Source organism: Citrobacter sp. Ce006, assembly GCF_030336535.1.
Taxonomy (GTDB): domain Bacteria; phylum Pseudomonadota; class Gammaproteobacteria; order Enterobacterales; family Enterobacteriaceae; genus Citrobacter; species Citrobacter europaeus.
On the sequence record NZ_JAOWDO010000054.1, the window covers coordinates 201,365 to 222,722 of the forward strand.

The following is a 21,358-nucleotide window of genomic DNA, read 5'->3' on the forward strand; positions in this document are numbered from 1 at the left end:
ATCCTTTTAATCAGAGGCTTTCAATCAGCAACTTGCCTTTGCGGTACATAAGATGGCGCAGGAACACCACCATCAGCGCCGTAATCACCGCGCCTAACAGGATCCCCGCCATATAGACGCCGAGATTAGTGACCAACGGCCATGCCCAGATAGCCGATTCCGGGAACCACTGCACCGCCCCCAGCCAGACGGCAGCCGTCGACCCGACAATGGCGCCAACCATATAGGAAGGAATTGCCGTGATGGGGCTTTCCAGCGCAAACGGGATCGCTCCTTCGCTGATACCCATAAACGCGAGGAACATTGCCGTTTTCCCCTGCGGGTAGAGCTGTGCGCTGAACAAGCGTTTGCCGGTTAAGCGACGGTCAATAAGTGTGGCCAGCCCAAGGCCAATCGGGGGAATGACAATAGCAATAGAGCGCGCGGTTACCGGCAAAACGTGATCGGTGGTAAAGCTGAAGGCGACAAATCCTGCGGCTTTATTAATCGGACCGCCGAGGTCAATCGCCGTTGCCGCGGAAATCCCCATCGCGTACATCAGCGTGCCTTTCTCTCCGGCTGCCGTCAGCAGTGTACGAATTCCGCCGTTAATCCAACCGCCAAACGGCGTAATCACGTAATACATCGCCAACATGACGAATATCGCGGAAAGAATGGGCAGTAAAAAAGTGGTTTTGAACGCCAGCAGGAAATCCGGCAACTGGATTTTTTGATTCATCCACTTCACCAGATACCCGGCGACAATCGAGATAATCAGCGCGCCAATAAAGGTTGACGGAACGGGAGCACTGGTAGCCCATTGCAGCGTTGCGGGGTCAAAATTCAGTATCTGCGTGGGCTGAGTGGACATCAACCCACCGATAAACCCCGCCGGAAACGCCAGCTTGCCGCCGATAGAGTTGGCGACAAATGCGGCAAACATCGGGATAGCAAACCCAAACAGCACGCCGCCAAAAGATTGCGACAGCCAGGCAAACTTCAGTAATGAGAGATTAAAACCGGTGAATTTTCCGCTGTTCAGCGCATCCATGATGCCGGTGTCAGCAGGAATATCGAGCCAGCTATAGGCGATCAGTTGCGAGAAGGCGAGAATGACCCCGCCCATAATTAACGTCGGCACCATGCGCGAAATACCCGACATCACATGTTGCGGAAGTTCGCCCCAGAAGCTATTGCGGGAGGCCGGTGGATTTTTTATTGCCGCTGCCGCACCAGATGCGCCAGGCACAACGGTTGCACTGCGTTTTTTAATGGCCATAAGTAATTCCCTGTCGATGATTATTGTTGTTCAGCGGCAACCATCTCTTCGATCTCTTTAATGATGCCGGCCGCATTTTTTATCGCGTCCTGTAACGTAATTTCGTAGACGTCACGCGACTCAAAACGCTCGTTATCCTCCGGGGTAACGGCAACAGAGTGGATGATTAACGTTGCCTCTGCGATATCCTGCGCCGTCAGTCGATTTTGAATTCCGTCCGCGCCCTGGGTTTCAATTTTTACTTCATAACCCGCTTCAACTGCGGCTTCTTCCAGCGCCTGAGCCGCCATAAAGGTGTGGGCCAGACCCATTGGGCACGCGCAAACGGCAATCAGTTTTTTGCTCATAATCATTTCCTCTTAATAGTTGACGAGTGAAATTATGGTCCGGGGAAAGTAACGACCGTTATCAGACAAATAATGCTTTTACTGGACAAATGATTCCGTCACTCGGAAATGTGACGAAGGTCGGAAAGGCGGTTAGCAGGCATAAAAAAACCGCGTCAGGAGCGCGGTTTTGTGGGAATGCAGGCCGGATGACCGCTAAATGCCATCCGGCATTGGTCTTACAAAATATGGCCCAGCGTCTGGCGCAGATGGGCACCAGAACCAAGCAGGCCCGGGTTATCATGCACGATCAGATACACAGGAATATCCTGTACATAGGCTTTAAAACGCCCTTTATCTTCAAAACCACCGCGGAAACCGGAAGCTTTAAAGAATTCGAGGAAGCGCGGTACGATGCCGCCTGCGATGTACACACCGCCAAACGTGCCCAGCGTCAACGCCAGATCGCCGCCAAAACGCCCCATGATGACGCAAAACAGCGACAGCGCCCGACGACAGTCGATACAGGAATCAGCCAGCGCACGGGCGGTGATATCCTTAGGCTGTAGATTTTCCGGCAGACGCCCGTCTGATTTGACGATGGCGCGATACAGGTTCACCAGCCCCGGGCCGGACAGCACGCGCTCTGCAGAAACGTGACCAATTTCCGCGCGCAGAACCTCAAGGATAATCCCCTCTTCTTCGCTGTTAGGCGCAAAATCCACGTGGCCGCCTTCACCTGGGAGGCTTACCCAGCGTTTATCCACGTGTACCAGATGCGCCACACCGAGCCCGGTTCCTGCGCCATACACAGCAATAGGCTTGCCTTCCACAGGTTCCGCGCCGCCAAACTGGATCAAATGCTCTTTTTTCAGCATCGGGATCGCCATCGACACGGCGGTGAAATCATTAATGATTTCCAGATGGCTGAAGCCCAGATTTTTTTTCATCTCAGCAATAGAGAATGCCCAGGTATGGTTAGTCATTGCCACCCAGTCGCCGGTGATCGGGCAGGCAATGGCAATGCAGCCATCTTCAACGCTGACGCTATGCTCATCCAGGTACACGCGCACCACTGCCTCGAGGCTTGGGTAATCCAGCCCGGAATAGGTTTTTGCCTGCGAAATCTCGCCGCTGGCAATGTCGCACAGAGCAAGACGCGCGTTGGTGCCGCCAACATCACCTACTAAAGCATATTTTGTCATTCTTCCACTGCTCCGCTAAAGTCAGAATAAATCTTTGCCACACTGTAAATTCATGGGGGCATAACAACAACGGCCTGAAGGCTGATGCCCGTGGAAAATCGATCCAGATCACATAATTACTTTATCGTTTCAGCACCATTTGCAGCGATGCGGTTACGCAGGCTGTGCAAACTATGTCTATGACTCTGTTTTAAGGAATAGAAAATGCTCCATCCGCGCGCCAGAACGATGCTCTTGCTATCAACTCCAGCGCTAATCATTGGCATAGCGTCCAGCCTGGTGTTGATCGTTGTGATGAAAGTGGCTTCCGTTTTACAGCAATTTTTGTGGGAGCGCCTACCCGTTAGCATTGGTATTGCCCAGGACTCTGCGCTGTGGATTATCGGTATGCTGACGCTTACGGGGATCATGGTCGGGTTAGTTATTCGCTACAGCCAGGGCCACGCGGGACCGGATCCAGCCTGTGAACCGTTAATTGGTATGCCGGTGCCAACATCAGCAATACCGGGCCTGCTGGTAGCACTCATCCTTGGCCTCGCGGGTGGCGTCAGTCTGGGTCCGGAACACCCGATCATGACCGTGAACATCGCACTGGCGGTGGCGCTCGGCAGCCGCATGTTTCCGCGCATTGCGAAGCTGGACTGGACTATACTTGCCTCTGCCGGCACCATCGGCGCGCTATTTGGCACCCCCGTTGCCGCCGCACTGGTATTTTCGCAAACGCTGAATAGCTCGAACGAAGTGCCCTTGTGGGATCGCCTGTTTGCACCGTTAATGGCCGCCGCTGCGGGTTCACTGACCACCAGCCTGTTTTTTCACCCCCATTTTTCATTACCCATTGCACACTACACGCAGATGCACTTGATGGATATCCTCAGCGGTGCGGTCGTTGCCGCCATCGCCATTGCCGCCGGGATGGTGGCCGTCTGGTGTCTGCCGCGTTTACACCGTTTAATGCATCGATTAAAACACCCGGTTCTGATCCTTGGCGTTGGCGGCTTTATCCTCGGTATTCTGGGCGTTATTGGTGGACCGCTCACCTTGTTTAAAGGGCTGGACGAAATGCAGCAAATGGCGTTCAGCCAGACGCTGGGGACATCGGATTATTTCATGCTCGCCGTGATCAAACTGGCGGCATTGGTGGTTGCAGCTGCGAGCGGTTTTCGCGGCGGGCGAATTTTCCCGGCAGTGTTCGTTGGCGTCGCGCTTGGCCTGATGCTGCACGCCCACGTTGAAGCGGTGCCAGCGGCCATCACGGTCTCCTGCGCGATCCTTGGACTGGTGCTGGTCGTTACCCGTGACGCCTGGCTGAGCCTGTTTATGGCAGCAGTGGTGGTGCCAGACTCCACCCTGCTGCCGCTACTGTGTATCGTCATGCTACCCGCCTGGCTACTGCTGGCGGGCAAACCGATGATGGTCGCCGAGCGTCCGGATAAATAACTATCCTCCGTTACGCGTTTCCAGCGCACGGGTTACCGTGCGCAATAACTCAGGAAGATCGGCTTTCGGTAGCACTACCTCAATTAACGACAATCGTTGCGGACGGGCCAACCGTGCCAGCACTTCTTCCAGCTGTACCGCCTGCTTTACCCGCCAGCATTCGGCCTGACATTCACGACTAAACGCCTGCGGCACCTGCGTCCAGCTCCAGGCGGCGATATCGTTATAACGCTGATTTTCCCCATGTATGGCCCGCTCCACGGTATAGCCATCATTATTGAGCAGCAGAATAACGGGAGACTGGCCGTCCCTGACCATAGAGCCCAGTTCCTGAATGGTGAGCTGCGCCGCGCCATCACCAATAATCAGGATCACCCGGCGCTCGGGGCAGGCAGTTTGCGCACCGAATGCCGCCGGGAGCGCGTAGCCGATAGACCCCCACAGCGGCTGAACCAGCACTTCCGCTCCGCCGGGTAGCGTGAGCGCAGCCGCGCCAAAGGCGGCGGTTCCCTGGTCGACGAGGATAATGTCATTGGGCGCCAGAAACTGCTGCACCGTATGCCAGAAATTTTCCTGCGTCAGAGCCCCCTTCTCAATCTGAATACGTCCTGTGGGCGGGCGTTCTGGCGGTAGTGAAAAGGACATTTCCAGACACAGTTCCCGCAAGGTGGTGACTGCCTGCTCCATTGGGATGTTAAACCATCTGGTTCCAATCCGTGAGGCATGTGGCTGCACCTCAATCGTGCGTTCCTGCGGTAGTTGTTGCGTAAAGCCGGCGGTGAGGGTGTCGACAAATTGTGTGCCGACACACATTATCGTGTCGGCATCTTCTATCGCCTGACGCACATAGTCGCTGCTGGCTCCAGCGCTGTACGTGCCAACAAACGCCGGATGACGCTCATCGAACAGCCCTTTGCCCATCAACAGCGTGGCGTGAGCCATCGGCGTTTCCGCCATCCAGCGTTGCAAAACTGGCTGCAGGCCAAAGCGCAACGCAAGAAAGTCTGCCAGGAGCGCTACGCGCGGGCTATCCAGCAATCGCTCGCGGGCATGATAGCGAAACGCTTCTGCCACACTGCTTTCCGGCTCGCTCAGAGGAACAATCAGAATGTCATCCGGCGGCGTAGCGGGCTGTTTTGCCACATCCGCAGGTAACATCAGATAGCCCGGCCTGCGTTCGATAAGCATTGTTCGCAGCACACGGTCAATCTCATAACAGGCGTTTTGTTCATCCAGCACCGCGCTGGCCGTCGTCACCGCCTGCTGCATACGATAAAAATGCAGAAAATCACCGTCCCCAAGGGTGTGATGCATTAACTCCCCACGACGTTGCGCTCCGCGACAGGGCGCGCCAACAATATGCAAAACTGGAACATATTCCGCATAGCTTCCAGCGATACCGTTAATTGCGCTTAACTCCCCAACGCCAAACGTAGTGAGCAGCGCCCCCACCCCGGATACCCGGGCATAGCCATCCGCAGCATAAGCCGCATTCAACTCGTTCGCACACCCGACCCAACGTACGCTGGGATGTTCAATCACATGGTCAAGAAACTGCAAATTATAATCGCCAGGCACACCAAAGAGATGGCCGACGCCACAGCCTGCCAGCCTGTCCAGCAGATAATCAGCAACGGAATACGGGGTTTGCATGACAGCTATCCTTCTGACGGTAACCTCATGTTGAGTATCGAAGAACTGTGATGACTGTCCAGGAAAGTCGCAGTGAAGGGGTGGAAAGCAAGATGTACAGTTTTCACCCGAAAATTTCATTGTTACCCACCTTGTGTAAACGTATACACTCAGAGATACACGTTATCCGACAGGAGGCTACATGGCTTATCAGGCTGATGAAAATCGTTATCAAACAATGGAGTATCGCCGTTGCGGTCAGAGCGGTCTTAAACTGCCGATTGTCTCTCTGGGCTTGTGGCACAATTTTGGTGATACCACGCAGGTCGAGAACAGTCGGGCGTTGTTACAGCGCGCGTTCGATTTGGGGATCAGCCATTTTGATCTGGCGAATAACTATGGTCCGCCGCCAGGTTCAGCGGAGCGAAATTTTGGTCGCATCCTGCAGGAAGATTTTTTACCGTGGCGGGATGAGCTTATTATCTCCACCAAAGCGGGTTACACCATGTGGGAAGGCCCTTACGGGGACTGGGGCTCACGCAAATACCTGATTGCCAGCCTCGACCAAAGCCTGAAGCGTCTGGGGCTGGAGTATGTCGATATCTTCTACCACCATCGCCCCGACCCTGAAACACCGCTCAGAGAAACCATGCGCGCGTTGGATCATATCGTCCGTCAGGGCAAAGCGCTGTACGTCGGACTGTCTAACTATCCGGCCGATCTTGCAAAGCAAGCGATTGAAATACTCGACGATTTAGGTACGCCCTGCCTCATCCACCAGCCCAAATATTCTATGTTTGAACGTTGGGTCGAAGAGGGATTGCTGTCGCTATTAAAAGAAAAAGGCGTCGGCAGTATCGCCTTTTCACCACTGGCTGGCGGGCAGTTAACCGACCGCTATCTGAACGGTATTCCTGCGGATTCTCGCGCGGCAAGCACCAGCCGTTTTCTGAACCCAGACCAGTTAACCCCACAAAAACTGGAAAAGGTGCGGGCGCTGAACGCGCTGGCAGAGCGACGCGGACAAAAGCTTTCTCAAATGGCGCTCGCGTGGGTGCTCCGGGATGACAACGTCACGTCGGTGCTGATTGGCGCCAGTAAACCGGCGCAAATTGAAGATGCCGTTGGGATGCTGGCAAACCGTCACTTTACGCCTGCAGAGTGCGCGGAGATTGATGCCATCCTGAGTTGATTGAAATAAAGACACATTTATTAACAAAAAGTGCTCTCACTTGCGATTTAAGAGTTGTGGCGATGAAACGGGGCTTTACTGCCCCGTAATATTACCTTAACAGGCCGGCTACGGCTCGATCGTGAAGGAGAGAAAACATGTTCAGGTCACTGATTCTGGCGGCAGTCTTATTGGCTTTTACACCGCTGGCCGCGAACGCCGGCGAAATCACCCTGCTGCCATCCATAAAATTACAAATTGGCGATCGCGATAATTACGGTAACTACTGGGATGGCGGCCGCTGGCGCGACCGGGATTACTGGCACCATAACTATGAGTGGCGCAAAAATCGCTGGTGGCGTCATGACAACGGCTACCATCGTGGCTGGGACAAACGCAAAGCTTATGAGCGCGGTTATCGTGAAGGCTGGAACGATCGCGATGACCACCGAGGTCGTGGGCGCGGCCACAAGCATCATCATTAATGTAACAAAAAGCCAGTATGTAATCCCCTTCCTACAAGGGAGCAATCCCATACTTTGTTGGCAGGTTTAAAAAAAGGGTCCATGTCTTTACAGGGACCCTTTTGCGTCATTCTTACCCAAAAGCCAGTCTTCGCTCACTCGCAGCAAAGCCGCCCAGATTTTCTCAACTTTCCTCATCATTTCACTAATTCGCAAAATCGGAAAAAAAAATTCCGATTTATGGTGCTTTTTTTGAGCTTTACGCCATAAATATTAACATAAATTTAATACTATAAAAGTTGGGGGTGGGCGCTAATGAAAAAACAAGAACGACATAAAGCCATTCGCGTTAAGCTGGTAACTGATAAAAAAGTTTATGTTAGCGAATTAGCAAAGGAATTATCGGTAACAACTCGAACTATTCGTAATGATCTAAACGAGTTATGCCAAAATACTCTATTCTCATTATTTCATGGTGGCGCACAATTAAAAAACACACCTGATGATGAATCCTTATTTGAACAATCGTTTACAAAAACGATATTGAATGGATTTAAAAGCGACAAAGATATTGCGCCTGCGGCAACCCGTTCTACACAAAACAACTATATTGATGAAAGCATTTACATCCTCGGTTCGTTTAACGTTGATATTGTCTCTGAAACAACAACACTACCCCAGGTAGGGCAAACAATACGCGCATCAGCAACCCATTTTTATGCCGGGGGAAAAGGTACAAATCAGGCCGTGGCTGCGGCAAAAATCAATAACAATGTTCACTTAACGGTAAAGTTAGGTGCCGATGAGTTTTCCAAAAAAGCTAAGCGATATTTAACAAACACTGAAATCTCATCATTTTCTTTTTTTGAAAATGAAATGTCATCAACTGGGATTGCTATCGTATGGGTTTCTGGTGCCACCGGAGACAACATGATCAGCATCGATCTTGGGGCCAATGAAACATTTACCCAAGAGGATATTTTGTTGGATATTGATACCATTCGCAATTGCAAGGTATTTTTAACTCAATTAGAAAACAATTTCCCTATAACCCGTTATGCTGTAATGCAGGCAAAACTTGGAAAATCTCTCGTTGTGTTAAACCCAGCGCCGTATGTTTCAGAAATAAAAGAAATATTACATCTAATAGATATTATTACCCCAAATAAAATTGAAGCTGAAGCACTGTCTGGCATCACCATTGTCGATATTTATTCGGCAAAAAATGCTGCCAAAAACATTCATGTTCAAGGCGCAAAATGCGTCATTATCACGTTAGGTAGCGAAGGTTGTCTGATCTTTGATGGCAAAGTTTTTACCCATATACCTGCCTATAAATCAGCTGTCGTCGATACCAGTGGAGCAGGTGATGCCTTTACCGGAGCACTGGCTGCATGTATTGCAAATGGCAAAGGACTCATCCATGCAGCGCAGTATGCTTCTGCGTTTGCCTCGTTGAAAGTTGAACGTAAAGGTGCATCAAACATGCCCAGTAACTCGCTCGTTTATCACCGAATGCAGTAACTATTTAGAGCATCATACCCCCCTACACCTATAGGATAATTAGATGAAAAATAAATTGTTTTATCATGTTATCGGTGCAACTGTCGGATTAACGCTTTCCGCCGCCTTCGCCGCGCCTGCTTTTGCCGCTGATACCCAGACGCATAAACCTAAAGTCGCGCTGGTCATGAAATCGCTAGCAAACGAGTTTTTCCTGACAATGGAGACTGGAGCAAAGGATTATCAGAAAAAAAATGCAGACAAATTTGACTTGATTTCTAACGGAATCAAGAACGAAACGGATACGGCAAATCAAATCCAGATTGTAGAGCAAATGATCGTCTCTAAAGCCGATGCTATCATTATTGCACCATCAGATTCAAAAGCACTCCTGCCGGTAATTAAGAAAGCGATTGATGCAGGAATAATTGTTATTAACATTGATAATAAATTTGATGATGGCGTACTCAAAGATAAAAAATTAAACATTCCTTTTGTTGGTCCAGATAACCAAAAAGGTGCTAAAGATATTGGTGATTATTTAGCGAAACATCTCAAACCGGGCGACCAGGTTGGTATTATCGAAGGTATTCCAACCTCCAGCAATTCTCAGCAACGAACTCTGGGTTTCCAGAATGCAATGGCGCAGGGTGGAATGAAGGTGGTCTCCGTTCAATCCGGTCAATGGGAAATTAACAACGCTAATGCGGTAGCCGCTGCAATGTTAAGCGAATATCCCGATATCAAAGCGTTGCTAGCAGATAACGATAATATGGCATTAGGCGCCGTTTCTGCGATTCGTTCAGCCGGAAAAAAAGGACAGGTTATGGTGGTTGGCTATGACAATATCGAAGCGATTAAACCTATGCTGAATGATGGCCGCGTCTTAGCAACAGCCGATCAATTTGCGTCCCAGCAGGCGGTATTCGGCATTGATGCCGCACTCGACGCGCTAAAAAATGGCAAAAAGCAGAGTGAGTTGTCCAGCAACGTTGAAACGCCAATAAAACTTATTGTTAAACAATAAGCTAATAACAGTACGCCGCTGTGATATTGCAACGACTCAGGTATCACAGCGGCTTACCGGATAGGGTCAGAATATGAAAAGTGGACAAGAGATCCTCGCAATACAGGGAATAGGTAAAACCTATAGTGAACCTGTCCTGGTGGATGTAACGCTAGCATTATATCCAGGAAAAGTATTAGCGTTGACGGGGGAAAACGGTGCTGGAAAAAGTACCTTATCCAAAATCATTGGGGGACTCACCAGCCCAACCGCCGGACAGATGATTTATCAGGGGCAACCTTACGCACCAACAAGCAGGAAAGATGCGGAAAAATTGGGTATTCGCATGGTTATGCAGGAACTCAATTTACTGCCTACGCTGTCGGTGGCAGAGAATCTGTTTCTCGAACAACTCCCTCACCGATTTGGCTGGATTGATCGTAAAAAGTTAGAGCAAATGGCTCACCCCGTCATGGCAATGGTCGGACTACAATCAATCGACCCGAATACTCTGGTGGGTGAATTAGGCATCGGCCATCAACAAATGATTGAAATTGCGAGGAACTTAATTGGTGAAAGCCGGGTGCTTATTCTGGATGAACCAACAGCCATGCTCAGTAGCCGCGAAGTTGAATTATTGTTTAAACAGATAGCGCTATTCAAAGCCCGCGGGGTTTCAATAATTTACATCTCTCACCGGCTGGATGAGCTAGCCATAATTGCAGATGATATTGCTGTTCTGCGAGATGGTCATTTAGTTTGCGTAGACGAGATCAAGCATTTTACCAGCGATCAGATTGTTTCCCTGATGGTCGGACGTGATTTGGAAAGTTCATTTGATTTAAGTGGACGTCGGGCTGGCCGCCCCATAATGAAGGTGGAAAATTTCAAGCGTGGGAAAATCATTCGGGATACTTCGTTTACGTTGCACAGTGGTGAAGTGTTAGGTATTAGCGGTCTGGTTGGCTCTGGTCGAACCGAACTTCTGCGCGCTATTTTTGGCGCAGATAAAATTGACAGCGGTACATTACAGACTGGCGATCCATTAAAACCTATAGCGATTCGCTCTCCTGCAGACGCCATACGGCACGGTATTGCGTTAGTCACAGAAGACCGTAAAGGTGAAGGTCTTTTATTACCTCAATCGGTTGCAGCCAATATTTCGCTGGGCAACAGCGACAAAATAAGTCAACTGTCGGTTGTTAACTCTTTAAGCGAAACGACGTTAGCGAACAAACACATTAAAAGTTTAGGTGTCCGTACGACCAACACTTTACAGGCGGTGGAGAGTTTATCGGGTGGCAACCAGCAAAAAGTGCTGATTAGCCGTTGGCTGGAACGAGATTGCGACGTTGTATTATTTGATGAACCCACTCGCGGTATCGATGTCGGCGCAAAACAAGATATTTACCAATTAATGAATACGCTGACGGCAAAGGGGAAAGGCGTGGTTGTCGTTTCAAGTGACCTTCGCGAACTGATGCTCGTTTGTGATCGTATTGCGGTAATTTCCGATGGAAAGTTAGTGAACACATTTTCGCGGGATGACTGGAGCCAGGATCGAATTTTAGCAGCAGCATTTTCTGCATATCAGCACGTAGAAAAGACTTCCACCGAATAGCCGGGGATAAAAAAATGAAGAATAACTTAGCGACAAAACAAACGGCAGCAGAGAAGGGAAACGCCCAGACGTCATGGACAGGGTTAAGTAGCTACATCGGGCTACTCGGAGCATTATTAGCGATGATCGTGCTCTTTTCATGCCTCAGTACGCATTTCCTGAGCATGAATACTTTTAGTACTATTGCGAATCAAATCCCTGACTTAATCGTTATGTCGGTGGGGATGACATTTATATTAATTATTGCCGGTATCGACCTTTCCGTGGGGTCGCTACTGGCTCTTGCCGCCGCAGTAGTAAGCGTTACTTATTTAAATTTCCAGTGGTCGCCATGGCTAGCTGCCCTCTCTGGTATAGCGCTCGCAACACTGGTAGGGGCGTTAACAGGCTTGATTACTGTAGCCTGGCGTATTCCGGCATTTATCGTCTCTCTCGGGGTGCTGGAAATGGCTCGTGGAGCAGCATACCAGTTGACTGATTCGCGAACGGCTTATATCGGTTCGATTTATGACTACCTGGCCGACCCCATTTTCTTCGGCGTCTCCCCGTCTTTTATTATTGCTATCGTAGTCATTATTGTCGGGCATCTGGTATTAACCCGAACCGTATTTGGCCGCCATTTAATTGGTATTGGTACCAATGAAGAAGCAGTTCGATTATCAGGCATTAATCCCGGACCTTATAAGATCGCTGTATTTGCGCTTATGGGGGGATTATCCGGTCTGGCTTCACTGTTTCAGGTGGCACGTCTTGAGGCCGCTGACCCGAATAGTGGTGTTGGCATGGAGCTACAGGTTATTGCTGCTGTCGTGATTGGTGGCACAAGCTTGATGGGAGGACGAGGTTCAATTATCTGCACTTTTCTTGGCGCCTTAATTATTTCCGTTCTGGCTGCAGGGCTGGCGCAAGTTGGGGCAAGCGAGCCCACAAAACGCTTTATCACAGGAGCGGTTATTATCGTTGCAGTGGTACTGGATACCTACCGTAGCCACCTGAATAAAAAATAAATGCCATGGTTACCCGGTACATCCGGGTAACCATAAGCAAAAGCAAACCCTACTACAAACCGAGCGCGGTTCCCACCAGTAGCCAGATATTGAGTGCCACCACCAACACAACAATCACCCAGCCCAGTTGTTTTACCCAGCGGGTATTTACCAAATCGCCCATCAGTTGACTGTTGCTGGTGAAGATCAGCAGCGGCACCAGTGCCAGCGCAATACCGAAACTAAGCAATACCTGGCTCATCACCAGAATGCGGGTCGGATCCAATCCCATCAAAATCACAATAAATGATGGCATCATGGTAACGGTGCGGCGTACCCATAGCGGAATGTGAAAGCGGATAAATCCTTGCATCACCACCTGCCCCGCCAGCGTACCGACCACGGTAGAAGAGAGCCCCGCAGCCACCAGGCTTAAACCAAACACCGTCGCCGCAGCGTGACTCAACAGCGGTTCAAGGGTCAGATACGCCTGATCGAGATCGGCAATACCGGTATGCCCGCTAAAATGAAATGCTGCGGCAGCCGTCGCCATCATCGCCAGATTGACAAATCCGGCAATCGTCATGGCGATAGCCACATCCCATTTCGTGGCCGCATAGCGCTGTTGACGCGTTCCGCCGTGCAGATGTTGGGTTAAGGAAGAGTGCAGATAAATGACGTGCGGCATGATAGTCGCGCCGAGCACCCCGGCTGCCAGGAACACCGCCTCGGAATTAGGCAGGCTTGGGATCACCATTCCCTTACTAAGCTGCGCGAAGTTCGGTTGCGAAAAAACCAGCTCCACAATGTAAGCCGCAGCCACAAACAGCAGCAGGCCGCCGATGACTTTTTCCAGCGGCTTTTGCCCGCGACGCTGCAGCATCAGAATTAAGAACGTCGCAATCCCGGTGAGCACGGCCCCTTGTAATAAGGAAACGCCGAGGATCAGCTTGAAGCCAATCGCGGCGCCTATAAATTCAGCAAGGTCCGTCGCCATGGCGATAATTTCGGCTTGCACCCAGTAGAACCACACCACCGGGCGAGGATAATGATCGCGAATTTGCTCCGCCAGGTTTTTACCCGTGGCAATACCCAGTTTCGCCGACAGCACCTGGATCAGCATCGCCATCAGGTTTGCCCAGACCACTACCCACAGCAGTTTGTAGCCAAAGCTGGCCCCGGCCTGGATATTGGTGGCAAAGTTACCCGGATCGATATAGCCGATCGCCGCGATGAACGCAGGTCCCATTAATGCGAGCTTCAACTTGCGCGCTGCCCGTCCACTGCTACTCTCAACGCGATCGTTAGTCATTTTAGTGCCTCAGAAACATAGCCTTTGCTATGTTTCAAGCTACGCCTGTTGAGAATGATTATCAAATTCATTTTGATGGGTGAAGTTGATTTCTCTGATAGCGTTTGTCTATGGATCGATAAGGATTCTGGAAAAACCGGTGAAATGTTTAATTATTGTTATGAGATTAGCACAATGACATAACTTTTCACTTCCATACTAAACATAACAGAAGTGTATCACCGATCACTAATTTTGAATCTCGTCACAGGTCCTTATTATAGTGTGTGTTTGATCTCGTTTTCTTTATGGTTGTTACATAGAATGTGCACGAAAACTAAACCTGCCTCATATTTGGAGCAAATATGGACCGTGTTCTTCATTTTGTCCTGGCCCTTGCCGTGGTTGCGGTACTCGCACTGCTGGTAAGCAGTGACCGTAAAAAAATCCGCATTCGTTATGTTATTCAGTTGCTTGTTATTGAAGTGTTACTGGCATGGTTCTTCCTGAACTCTGATGTTGGTCTGGGCTTCGTGAGAGGCTTCTCCGAGATGTTTGAGAAACTTCTCGGATTCGCTAATGAAGGAACAAACTTTGTCTTCGGCAGCATGAACGATAAAGGCCTGGCATTCTTCTTCCTGAAAGTGCTTTGCCCGATCGTCTTCATTTCCGCGCTGATCGGTATTTTGCAGCATATCCGTGTTCTGCCGGTTGTCATCCGCGCAATTGGTTTCCTGTTATCCAAAGTGAACGGTATGGGCAAGCTGGAATCCTTCAACGCCGTCAGCTCGCTGATCCTGGGTCAGTCCGAGAACTTTATCGCCTATAAAGATATTCTCGGCAAAATGTCTCGCAACCGTATGTACACCATGGCTGCAACGGCGATGTCGACCGTTTCCATGTCTATCGTCGGCGCGTACATGACCATGCTGGAGCCGAAGTACGTTGTTGCGGCGCTGGTTCTGAACATGTTCAGCACCTTTATCGTACTGTCGCTTATCAACCCGTACACCGTTGATGCCAGCGAAGAAAATATCCAGATGTCTAACCTGCACGAAGGCCAGAGCTTCTTCGAAATGCTGGGTGAATACATCCTGGCGGGTTTCAAAGTGGCAATTATCGTTGCGGCGATGCTGATTGGTTTCATCGCGCTGATCGCTGCCCTGAACGCCCTGTTCGCGACCGTGACCGGTTGGTTTGGCTACAGCATCTCCTTCCAGGGCATCCTGGGTTACATCTTCTACCCGGTTGCATGGGTAATGGGTGTGCCGTCCAGCGAAGCGCTGCAGGTGGGCAGTATCATGGCAACTAAGCTGGTTTCCAACGAATTCGTTGCGATGATGGACCTGCAGAAAATCGCCTCCACGCTCTCTCCGCGCGCAGAAGGCATCATCTCTGTATTCCTGGTCTCCTTCGCTAACTTCTCTTCTATCGGTATTATCGCCGGTGCGATTAAAGGCCTGAATGAAGAGCAAGGTAACGTGGTTTCCCGCTTTGGTCTGAAGCTGGTGTATGGCTCTACGCTGGTGAGCGTACTGTCTGCATCTATCGCAGCACTGGTGCTGTAAGCGTAAGACAACGTCGTAGTGAAAAGGCCGGGGATTCCCCGGCTTTTTTATGCCTGCTATTTAGCAATCCAAAGAGATACAGGCACAGACTGTGCAAGATACAGAAACAAAAAACCCCCGCTTTTCAGCGAGGGTTTCAATTTTGGTGGAGCTAAGCGGGATCGAACCGCTGACCTCTTGCATGCCATGCAAGCGCTCTCCCAGCTGAGCTATAGCCCCACGATGCTTTTACGTATGTACCAAATTTATTGGGATTAAATTTGGTGGAGCTAAGCGGGATCGAACCGCTGACCTCTTGCATGCCATGCAAGCGCTCTCCCAGCTGAGCTATAGCCCCACAACGTAAAGCTTGTCGAGTTGACGGGCGGCATCATATGAATTCCCTTCGCGTGTGTCAACGGCAAAATTAACTCAAAGAATTCAATCGCTGAAAAAGCAGTCAAATGAAGAACATTGCGTAACAACTCGCATTCAGTAGTTAAACGCGTCACGGTTTCTACTAAAATGGTGCTATAAAATGAGCCACTAATTAACCCCACGACTATTCAGGGAATCGTTATGTTCAAGGAACGGATGACGCCAGAAGAACTTGCTAATCTGACCGGATACAGCCGACAGACCATCAATAAATGGGTGCGCAAGGAGGGTTGGGCTACATCACCAAAACCTGGCGTACAGGGCGGTAAAGCCCGACTGGTTCACGTCACCGAACAAGTTCGTGAATACATTCGCAGCGCTGAGCGTTCAGCCGAAGGTTTATCAGATAACTTATCGTTATCCGGCGATACTTCTATTGAGGCACTGCTGGTTAGACTCGCCAAAGAGATGACGCCGTCAGAACAGAAAATGTTTACGTCTCTGATCCTGCGTGAAGGCATTACGGGTTTATTACAACGCTTAGGGATCCGCGAAAATAAATAATATGAAAAAATTACGCAGCAAAATGACGACCGAAGAACTGGCGGAATGTCTCGGGGTTGCCAAACAAACCGTCAATCGTTGGATCAGGGAACAAAACTGGACCACCGAAAAATTTCCCGGCGTTAAAGGTGGTCGTGCAAGGCTGATTCATATCGACTCCAGCGTCCGCACGTTTCTGCTCAATATTCCGGCTTTTCGCAAAGTCCCTGAGGTTTATCAGGCTGAAGAATCGCTGGCAGAATACACCCCCGTGGTGCGCAGCCACGCCTGTCGCCAGATAATTAGCTTTTTGGACAACATGTCCCCTACGGAACAAGAAAAGTTGTGGCAGTTTATCTCGCGCGAAGGTATTCGTAATTTTCTTGCCCGGTTGGATATTGATGAGTCTGAATAACAGGCAAAAAAAACGGCAGGATGCACTCCTGCCGTTGTTTCATCGGTCTATCGGTCTTACTGCTGGCTTTCACGCTCAGCAATAAATGCCAGCGCTTTATTAATACGCTCAATGCTGCGGGATTTACCAATCGCATGCACCGTGACGTCTAATCCCGGAGACTGACCTGCCCCGGTAACGGCTACGCGCAGCGGCATCCCAACTTTACCCATACCCACTTCCAGCTCATCAGCGGTTGCCTGAATCGCGTGGTGCACGTTTTCTGCCGTCCACTCGCTAATCGCAGCCAGCTTGTCGCGAACCACTTCCAGCGGCTGACGCGCTACCGGACGCAGGTGTTTCTTCGCCGCGTCAGCATCGAACTCAGCAAAGTCTTCGTAGAAATAGCGGCAGCTCTGCGCCATTTCTTTCAGCGTTTTGCAACGCTCGCCCAGCAGTTTAACCAGCTCTGACAGCTGCGGACCAACGCGGGTATCGATATTTTCCTGCTCAATGTGCCATTGCAGATGCGTTGCCACATATTCCGGCGCCAGCGCATTAATGTAGTGATGGTTCAACCACTGCAATTTTTCGGTGTTGAACGCACTGGCAGATTTGCTCACTGCACCAAGGGAGAACAGTTTGATCATCTCTTCACGAGTGAAGATTTCCTGATCGCCGCTGGACCAGCCCAGACGCACCAGATAGTTCAGCAGCGCTTCCGGCAGGTAACCGTCGTCGCGATACTGCATAACGCTGACCGCACCGTGACGTTTGGAGAGTTTTTTACCATCGTCGCCGTTGATCATCGACACGTGCGCGTAAACCGGTACCGGCGCATTCAGCGCTTTCAGGATGTTGATCTGACGTGGAGTATTGTTGATATGGTCTTCACCACGAATGACGTGAGTGATTTCCATATCCCAGTCGTCAACCACAACGCAGAAGTTGTAGGTCGGGGAACCGTCGGTACGGCGGATGATCAGATCGTCCAGCTCCTGGTTGCTGAATTCGATCGGCCCACGGATCTGGTCGTCAAAAATAACGGAACCTTCCTGCGGGTTGGCAAAACGCACCACGCAAGGTTCATCAGCAGCGTGATGTTCGTGGCCGTGGCGGCAGCGGCCGTCGTAACGCGGTTTTTCACCGTTCGCCATTTGCTCTTCGCGCAGCGCGTCCAGACGCTCTTTGGAGCAGTAGCATTTATATGCAGTACCTGCTTCCAGCATCTCATCAATCACAGCGTTGTAGCGATCAAAACGTTTGGTCTGGAAGTACGGGCCTTCATCCCATTCCAGATTCAGCCAGTTCATGCCATCCATAATGGCTTCAATAGCTTCCGGCGTGGAGCGTTCGAGATCGGTGTCTTCAATACGCAGCACAAACTCACCGCCATGGTTACGTGCAAAAAGCCAGGAATAAAGAGCAGTACGCGCACCGCCGACGTGCAGGTAACCTGTCGGGCTTGGCGCGAAGCGAGTTTTGATTTTCATGAAATGGCCTTACGTTTATAAAGATGCCGACAACCGGCAAATCCAGGGAAGATTATCAGGCTCGTATTCTATCACTGTGGTCTGATTCCTCAATGTTGATCGGGTTGGAACATCACGCTTTGCCATTTTCGTATACAAATCATGCCGCATGGATTGTTTTGCGATCGTTTTGTTTAAATTTACGACGAACGAACAATTTCTTTAGAAAATGCGTTGACTCATTTTCAACTCTCCCTATAATGCGACTCCACACAGCGGGGGTGATTAGCTCAGCTGGGAGAGCACCTCCCTTACAAGGAGGGGGTCGGCGGTTCGAACCCGTCATCACCCACCAACTACTTTATGTAGTCTCCGCCGTGTAGAGTAAGAAATTGAGAAGTGGGTGATTAGCTCAGCTGGGAGAGCACCTCCCTTACAAGGAGGGGGTCGGCGGTTCGATCCCGTCATCACCCACCACTTTCTCGCCAGCTGGATTTCTTACGATAAAATTGAAGTACCGAAGTGGGTGATTAGCTCAGCTGGGAGAGCACCTCCCTTACAAGGAGGGGGTCGGCGGTTCGATCCCGTCATCACCCACCACTTCGGGGCGTTAGCTCAGTTGGTAGAGCAGTTGACTTTTAATCAATTGGTCGCAGGTTCGAATCCTGCACGCCCCACCAATGTAAAAAGGCGCCCTAAAGGCGCCTTTTTGCTATCTGCGATTTATAAGATTCCAACCTGCTTGCCTGATGCGCTGCGCTTATCAGGCCTACAGACAATACCGCACGCGTAGGCCGGATAAGACGTTAGTCGCCATCCGGCACAGTTATCATACCGTCAATGCTGCCACCAGTTTCTCCAGCGCGGGCGTCGCCTGCTGTTGGTCATACACAATATACAAATCCGCCGGAATACGTTCCTCTAATGGTCGGAATACCACACCCGGCCAGCTCATCTGCGCATAACTGTCAGCAATCAACGTAATACCAATCCCCATGCTGATCATCGCCAGCACCGTTTGCGGCTCCCTCACCTCACGAATAATCATCGGTGAAAATCCAGCGCTCAGGCATACGCGCTGCAAAAATGCCCAGTCGGTATGAATGGAGGGCATCGTGACAAAATATTCATTTCTCAACGCCTCCAGAGGAACGAATTCACTGGCGGTAAGAGGATGTTCTTCAGGCATGGCAACCAGAAAAGAGGACTCATGCAAACGCAAACTGGTAAACCCGGGGGAAAGCTCCGTAGCCATCCGCCAAATTCCCGCATCCAGTTCACGGCGTTCCAGCATCGTCATCTGCATCGCGGGCATGTTCTCGCGAAAAAGCACCTCCACGTTGGGATTATCTTTCAGAAAACGCCGCATTACCGGGCGCATTTTTCCCCACATCGCAGTACCGATGACCCCGAGTTCAATTCGCCCTGCCTCACCGCGACCAATCTGCTCCACTCTCGCCAGCGCCTGATTGGCGCTGGATAACAGTCGGCGCGACTCTTCCATCAATATCTTTCCAGCGTGGGTTAACGCTACGCTGCGGGAATGACGGATAAATAGCAAAGTCCCGAGCTGCTGTTCCAGCTCTTTAACATGGGTACTGAGCGGCGGTTGCGACATATTCAGGCGAGCAGCAGCGCGTCCAAAATGCAGTTCTTCTGCAACAGCAAGAAAATAACGCAGTAACTTCAGATCGATGCGGTGCGTGCGTTCCATGGATAATGCGCTCCTGAAATAAGGGTAATGCGCAAAGTTACCATATTGGCTCGCAGAAAATGAAACGACGGGTATCGGAACCCGCCGCTAATGGGACGTTAATGTGCCGGTGATTTCTGTACCCGTCGTTCAGGCTCATGATTGTATTTAAAGAACAATGCAAAGATAACTGCCAGGCCCAGCGCATAGGCGGCAAAGACCAGCCAGATTGTCTGCCAATCTTTAACACCATCAACAGAAAAATAGTCCACCGCTATACCGCTCAGGATTGAACCCACCCATGCGCCAACGCCGTTTACCATCGTCATAAACAGCCCCTGCGCACTGGCGCGAATAGTTGAGCTAACCTCCTGCTCAACAAATACCGACCCTGAAATATTGAAGAAATCAAACGCACAGCCGTAGACAATCATCGACATCAGCAGCAGCACAAAACCAAACGGTGACGGATCGCCAAAGGCAAAAAAGCCAAAGCGCAGCGTCCATGCCAGCATGCTCATCAGCATCACCGTCTTAATGCCAAAGCGTTTGAGGAAGAACGGGATTGTGAGAATAAAGCCTACCTCAGCCATTTGCGAAACCGAAAGCAAAATGGAGGGGTACTTCACCACAAAACTGTCGGCGAATTCTGGGTTACGGGCAAAATCATGCAGGAACGGATTACCAAAGACATTGGTAATTTGCAGCACCGCCCCCAGCATCATCGCAAACAAAAAGAAGATTGCCATCTGCGGTTTTTTAAACAGGACAAAGGCGTCCAGCCCCAGTTTGCTGGCAAGCGTGGCGGACTCTTTTTTCTCGGCAACCGGAATTTTGGGTAATGTAAGAGCGTATAACGCCAGCAGCAATGAAGCACCTGACGCGATATACAGCTGCGCGCTACTCAACTCCAATCCCATCAGGCTGACCGTCCACATCGCCACAATAAAACCTATCGTGCCGAACACACGAATTGGCGGGAACGCAATGACCGGATCCTGACCCGATTGCGCCAGGCACGAGTATGAAACGCTGTTCGATAACGCTATTGTCGGCATATACGCCATCGCGTTAACCAACATCACCCAGAACATTGTCTGGGGATCGGTAACGGTTGTGGCGTATAGCAACACGCCAGCACACACCAGATGGCAGAGCATGTAAGCGCGCTCGGCACGTAGCCATTTATCGGCAATGATACCCATAATGCCCGGCATGATAATCGCCGCCAGCCCTTTCGAACTGTAAACCATACCGACGTTGGCACCGGTAAAATCCAGGGTGTTAATCATGTAAGAACCCAGGGTTACCAGCCAGCTTCCCCAGATGAAATATTGCAAAAACGACATGAGCTTTAAGCGAGATGCGATACCCATTTTTCCGTTCCTTGCCAAAAAAGTAAGACCCCGCAAGCGGGGTCATTTTTTA

At 50.5% G+C, this 21,358-nt stretch carries 19 protein-coding genes and 6 tRNA genes; 14 read left to right on the forward strand and 11 right to left on the reverse strand.

The features are described from left to right. Positions 1-10: 10 nt before the first annotated feature. The 3 genes from OGV94_RS02535 to glk form a co-directional block, all read right to left on the reverse strand. Positions 11-1,258, reverse strand: coding sequence for a PTS fructose transporter subunit IIC (locus OGV94_RS02535; RefSeq protein ID WP_047409694.1), 1,248 nt, complete (start codon positions 1,256-1,258; stop codon positions 11-13). A 20-nt stretch (positions 1,259-1,278) separates the two neighbouring features. Then, positions 1,279-1,605: a PTS fructose transporter subunit IIB gene (locus tag OGV94_RS02540; RefSeq protein ID WP_003028254.1), complete on the reverse strand. Its 327-nt coding sequence runs from the start codon at positions 1,603-1,605 to the stop codon at positions 1,279-1,281. 218 nt (positions 1,606-1,823) lie between these two features. Next, a complete protein-coding gene (glk, locus tag OGV94_RS02545; protein ID WP_043017106.1) occupies positions 1,824-2,789 on the reverse strand; it encodes a glucokinase in 966 nt (321 codons plus the stop codon). A 204-nt stretch (positions 2,790-2,993) separates the two neighbouring features. Here glk and OGV94_RS02550 point away from each other — a divergent pair, with 204 nt between their 5' ends. Then, the gene (locus OGV94_RS02550) at positions 2,994-4,229 is read left to right on the forward strand and encodes an ion channel protein (protein WP_286522531.1); all 1,236 of its coding nucleotides are present in this window, start codon (positions 2,994-2,996) and stop codon (positions 4,227-4,229) included. Here OGV94_RS02550 and OGV94_RS02555 read toward each other — a convergent pair whose 3' ends face one another. After that, positions 4,230-5,882: an alpha-keto acid decarboxylase family protein gene (locus OGV94_RS02555; RefSeq protein ID WP_087051277.1), complete on the reverse strand. Its 1,653-nt coding sequence runs from the start codon at positions 5,880-5,882 to the stop codon at positions 4,230-4,232. Positions 5,883-6,063: 181 nt separating this feature from the next. On the opposite strand from OGV94_RS02555, the gene mgrA reads away from it, so the two are divergent. From mgrA to OGV94_RS02585, 6 genes are all read left to right on the forward strand, one after another. Next, entirely contained in the window at positions 6,064-7,053 is a 990-nt protein-coding gene (gene mgrA, locus OGV94_RS02560; protein WP_286522534.1) for an L-glyceraldehyde 3-phosphate reductase, read from the forward strand. Between the two features lie 137 nt (positions 7,054-7,190). Continuing rightward, complete coding sequence (ypeC, locus tag OGV94_RS02565) at positions 7,191-7,517, forward strand: DUF2502 domain-containing protein YpeC (protein ID WP_003834889.1); 327 nt, start codon at positions 7,191-7,193, stop codon at positions 7,515-7,517. A gap of 294 nt (positions 7,518-7,811) precedes the next feature. Next, the gene (locus tag OGV94_RS02570; protein ID WP_080626265.1) at positions 7,812-9,020 is read left to right on the forward strand and encodes a PfkB family carbohydrate kinase; all 1,209 of its coding nucleotides are present in this window, start codon (positions 7,812-7,814) and stop codon (positions 9,018-9,020) included. Between the two features lie 43 nt (positions 9,021-9,063). Continuing rightward, the gene (locus OGV94_RS02575; protein WP_043017111.1) at positions 9,064-10,026 is read left to right on the forward strand and encodes a sugar ABC transporter substrate-binding protein; all 963 of its coding nucleotides are present in this window, start codon (positions 9,064-9,066) and stop codon (positions 10,024-10,026) included. A 73-nt stretch (positions 10,027-10,099) separates the two neighbouring features. Beyond that, positions 10,100-11,626 (forward strand): sugar ABC transporter ATP-binding protein, encoded by a 1,527-nt coding sequence (locus OGV94_RS02580; protein ID WP_087052470.1) that lies wholly within the window; start codon positions 10,100-10,102, stop codon positions 11,624-11,626. A 14-nt stretch (positions 11,627-11,640) separates the two neighbouring features. After that, positions 11,641-12,633: an ABC transporter permease gene (locus OGV94_RS02585; protein ID WP_087051275.1), complete on the forward strand. Its 993-nt coding sequence runs from the start codon at positions 11,641-11,643 to the stop codon at positions 12,631-12,633. A 52-nt stretch (positions 12,634-12,685) separates the two neighbouring features. Here the strand turns inward: OGV94_RS02585 and OGV94_RS02590 are convergent, their stop codons facing one another. Then, a complete protein-coding gene (locus tag OGV94_RS02590) occupies positions 12,686-13,924 on the reverse strand; it encodes an Nramp family divalent metal transporter (RefSeq protein ID WP_043017113.1) in 1,239 nt (412 codons plus the stop codon). Continuing rightward, complete coding sequence (locus OGV94_RS25185; protein ID WP_418219455.1) at positions 13,921-13,995, reverse strand: hypothetical protein; 75 nt, start codon at positions 13,993-13,995, stop codon at positions 13,921-13,923. The genes OGV94_RS02590 and OGV94_RS25185 overlap by 4 nt, the downstream gene beginning before the upstream one ends. Before the next feature lie 273 nt (positions 13,996-14,268). Between OGV94_RS25185 and nupC the strand changes: the two genes are divergently transcribed. Then, positions 14,269-15,471, forward strand: a complete 1,203-nt coding sequence (nupC, locus tag OGV94_RS02595; RefSeq protein ID WP_042306965.1) for a nucleoside permease NupC — start codon at positions 14,269-14,271, stop codon at positions 15,469-15,471. 143 nt (positions 15,472-15,614) lie between these two features. On the opposite strand, the gene OGV94_RS02600 is transcribed toward nupC, so the two are convergent. After that, positions 15,615-15,690, reverse strand: a tRNA-Ala gene (locus OGV94_RS02600). Between the two features lie 42 nt (positions 15,691-15,732). Beyond that, a tRNA-Ala gene (locus OGV94_RS02605) sits at positions 15,733-15,808 on the reverse strand. Between the two features lie 221 nt (positions 15,809-16,029). On the opposite strand from OGV94_RS02605, the gene OGV94_RS02610 reads away from it, so the two are divergent. Both OGV94_RS02610 and OGV94_RS02615 read left to right on the forward strand, forming a co-directional pair. Next, positions 16,030-16,392, forward strand: a complete 363-nt coding sequence (locus tag OGV94_RS02610) for a YfeC-like transcriptional regulator (protein WP_043017114.1) — start codon at positions 16,030-16,032, stop codon at positions 16,390-16,392. 1 nt (position 16,393) lies between these two features. Next, entirely contained in the window at positions 16,394-16,786 is a 393-nt protein-coding gene (locus OGV94_RS02615; RefSeq protein WP_213733288.1) for a MerR family transcriptional regulator, read from the forward strand. Positions 16,787-16,842: 56 nt separating this feature from the next. Here the strand turns inward: OGV94_RS02615 and gltX are convergent, their stop codons facing one another. Next, a complete protein-coding gene (gene gltX / locus OGV94_RS02620; protein ID WP_043017116.1) occupies positions 16,843-18,258 on the reverse strand; it encodes a glutamate--tRNA ligase in 1,416 nt (471 codons plus the stop codon). A gap of 258 nt (positions 18,259-18,516) precedes the next feature. Here gltX and OGV94_RS02625 point away from each other — a divergent pair. From OGV94_RS02625 to OGV94_RS02640, 4 genes are all read left to right on the forward strand, one after another. Continuing rightward, positions 18,517-18,592, forward strand: a tRNA-Val gene (locus OGV94_RS02625). Between the two features lie 46 nt (positions 18,593-18,638). Next, a tRNA-Val gene (locus OGV94_RS02630) sits at positions 18,639-18,714 on the forward strand. Between the two features lie 47 nt (positions 18,715-18,761). Continuing rightward, positions 18,762-18,837, forward strand: a tRNA-Val gene (locus OGV94_RS02635). 4 nt (positions 18,838-18,841) lie between these two features. Next, positions 18,842-18,917: transfer RNA gene (locus OGV94_RS02640), tRNA-Lys, on the forward strand. A gap of 149 nt (positions 18,918-19,066) precedes the next feature. On the opposite strand, the gene OGV94_RS02645 is transcribed toward OGV94_RS02640, so the two are convergent. Both OGV94_RS02645 and OGV94_RS02650 read right to left on the reverse strand, forming a co-directional pair. After that, positions 19,067-19,951 (reverse strand): LysR family transcriptional regulator, encoded by an 885-nt coding sequence (locus OGV94_RS02645; RefSeq protein WP_043017117.1) that lies wholly within the window; start codon positions 19,949-19,951, stop codon positions 19,067-19,069. A 98-nt stretch (positions 19,952-20,049) separates the two neighbouring features. Then, positions 20,050-21,306, reverse strand: coding sequence for a nucleoside permease (locus tag OGV94_RS02650; protein WP_100194634.1), 1,257 nt, complete (start codon positions 21,304-21,306; stop codon positions 20,050-20,052). Positions 21,307-21,358: the final 52 nt, after the last annotated feature.